This is a genomic window from Streptomyces calidiresistens (assembly GCF_014141525.1).
Lineage (GTDB): Bacteria > Actinomycetota > Actinomycetes > Streptomycetales > Streptomycetaceae > Streptomyces > Streptomyces calidiresistens.
Genome location: NZ_VKHS01000814.1, coordinates 1 through 2,318, shown reverse-complemented (window position 1 = coordinate 2,318; position 2,318 = coordinate 1). Strand labels below are relative to the sequence as shown.

Annotated in this window: 2 protein-coding genes and 1 tRNA gene; 2 read left to right on the top strand and 1 reads right to left on the bottom strand. The window is 74.3% G+C overall.

Going from position 1 to position 2,318, the window contains the following annotated elements; translation table 11 throughout:
• Positions 1 to 97: 97 nt before the first annotated feature.
• Positions 98 to 170, bottom strand: a tRNA-Ala gene (locus FOE67_RS23055).
• Between the two features lie 139 nt (positions 171 to 309).
• On the opposite strand from FOE67_RS23055, the gene FOE67_RS23050 reads away from it, so the two are divergent.
• Together FOE67_RS23050 and FOE67_RS23045 are read left to right on the top strand one after the other, a co-directional pair.
• A complete protein-coding gene (locus FOE67_RS23050; protein WP_182666766.1) occupies positions 310 to 867 on the top strand; it encodes a helix-turn-helix domain-containing protein in 558 nt (185 codons plus the stop codon).
• 385 nt (positions 868 to 1,252) lie between these two features.
• The coding region (locus FOE67_RS23045) for a serine/threonine-protein kinase (RefSeq protein ID WP_228474195.1) at positions 1,253 to 2,318 on the top strand (1,066 nt) is incomplete at its 3' end.

Sequence of the window (2,318 nt, the reverse complement as noted above, 5' to 3'; positions counted from 1 at the left end):
CCCCCGTACCGGCCCCCGGGAGCCCCCGGAACGAGCGCGGCCCCCGGGGTCACCCCCCGGGGGCCGATCGATCACACGGTCCGGATCACCGGACCGGTGGAGCGTAGGAGAGTCGAACTCCTGACATCTGCCATGCAAAGACAGCGCTCTACCAACTGAGCTAACGCCCCGTACCGCACCAGGGTACCGAATGCGGCCCCCGGTTTCCGACCGGGTATCGCCCCGCGCGCCCCGTCTCCGTAGGATGACGCGCACCTTCGCTCGCGTGAAGGCACCAGGGGAGAACCGGGGACCGACAGGGGAGACGCGATGGAGACAGCGCAGCAGGAGGCGGCGGAGAAGGCCCGCGAACAGCAGACCACCTGGTACGGCGAGCCGTTGGGCACGCTGTTCCGCCGCCTGATCGCCGACCTCGGGCTCAACCAGGCCCGCCTGGCCGTGGTGCTCGGTCTGTCCGCCCCGATGCTGTCGCAGTTGATGAGCGGTCAGCGCGCCAAGATCGGCAACCCCGCCGTCGTCCAGCGGGTGCGCGCCCTGCAGGACCTGGCGGCGGAGGTGCGGGCCGGCCGGGTCAGCGCCGCGGAGGCGACGTCCGCGATGGAGGAGATCCGGCGCGACGCCGGCGGGAACGTCCTGGGCACCTCCTCCACGGCCCGCGCCACCGGCACCGGGGTGCCCGCCAACCCCAGCAAGCGCGTCGTGCGCGAGATCCAGGCCCTGCTGCGCTCGGTCTCCGACGCCGGGGAGATCCAGAGCGCCTCCCGGATGCTCGCCGACACCCACCCGGAACTGGCCGAGTTCCTGCGGGTCTACGGCAGCGCCCGGACCAGGGAGGCCATCGAGCACTACGAGCGGCACCAGGGCTGACCCCGCGCCCCTCGGCGTCCCGGCGGCGCGTCCCGGCGGGGAACCGGGGCGTGCCGCCGTCGCGTCCCGGTGGGGTGAAGGGTGCCGGCGCCCCGGGGCGCCGTCCGTCCGGACACGACGCGAGGGGACCGGGACGCGAGGGGACGGCCGGGTACGGGATGGGAACGGAACCGCAACCCGCGGAGGCCGGCCGGAAACCGACCCGGCTGCCTATGCTGGAGCGGTTTCGTGCGGAATCCCGCACGGTACGGCGAACCGGATCCACCGGGACGGAGCGGGATGAACCCGACCGATCCGGAACGAGGGAGCCGAACCCCCCGACGCCGCCGGAGACCGGCGGACACCGGCGGGGACGACGAACGGGAAGCGAGCGGACGAAGGCGCGATGGGCGAGATCTTCGCGGGACGGTACGAGCTGATCGACCCGATCGGGCGCGGCGGCGCGGGTGCCGTCTGGCGTGCCTGGGACCACCGACGCCGCCGATACGTGGCGGCCAAGGTGCTCCAGCAGTCGGACGCGCACACCCTGCTGCGGTTCGTCCGCGAGCAGGCCCTGCGCATCGACCACCCGCACGTGCTGGCCCCCGCCAGTTGGGCCGCCGACGACGACAAGGTCCTGTTCACCATGGACCTGGTCTCCGGGGGCTCGCTCTCCCACCTCATCGGCGACTACGGCGCGCTGCCGCCCCGCTTCGTCTGCACGCTGCTGGACCAGCTCCTCGCCGGCCTCCAGGCGGTGCACGACGAGGGCGTGGTGCACCGCGACATCAAGCCGGCCAACATCCTGCTGGAGCCCACCGGGCGGGGTCGGCCCCGGCTGCGGCTGTCGGACTTCGGCATCTCCATGCGCAAGGGTGAGCCCCGTCTCACCGAGACCAACTGGGTCCTGGGCACGCCGGGGTACTTCGCGCCGGAGCAGATGCGCGGCGCCGAGCCCGACTTCACCGCCGACCTGTACGCCGTCGGCCTGGTCGGCCTCTACCTGCTGACCGGTGAGAAGCCCGACTCGGTCGGGCTGTACGGCGAGTACGAGGAGGCCGGGGGGATGCCGGACGCCCCCCGGGGCGTCCCCGAAGTGCTCTGGCAGGTGCTCGGCACGCTGCTCCAGCCCGATCCGCAGGCCCGCTTCCGCACCGCCAACGGCGCCCGGAAGGCGCTGGCCTCGGCCGCCGAGCTGCTGCCGGAGACCGAGGAGCGGGACACCGTGGAGGTCTTCGACCAGATCGGGCCCCTGCCCGCCGGCTACGGCCCCAACGGCCCGGAACGCGCCGAACCCGGCGTCGCCGGGGCGGCCGGCGGGACCCCGGAGACCACCGGCTACCACCTGGCCCCGCCCGCGGGCCCGCCCCCGACGGGCGGTGCGGGAGCGGTCTCCGGCGGCGTGCCGTCGGGCACCCCCTCGGGGGGCACCCCCTCGCAGTCGTTCGGCCCGCCGACCCCGTCGCCCTCCC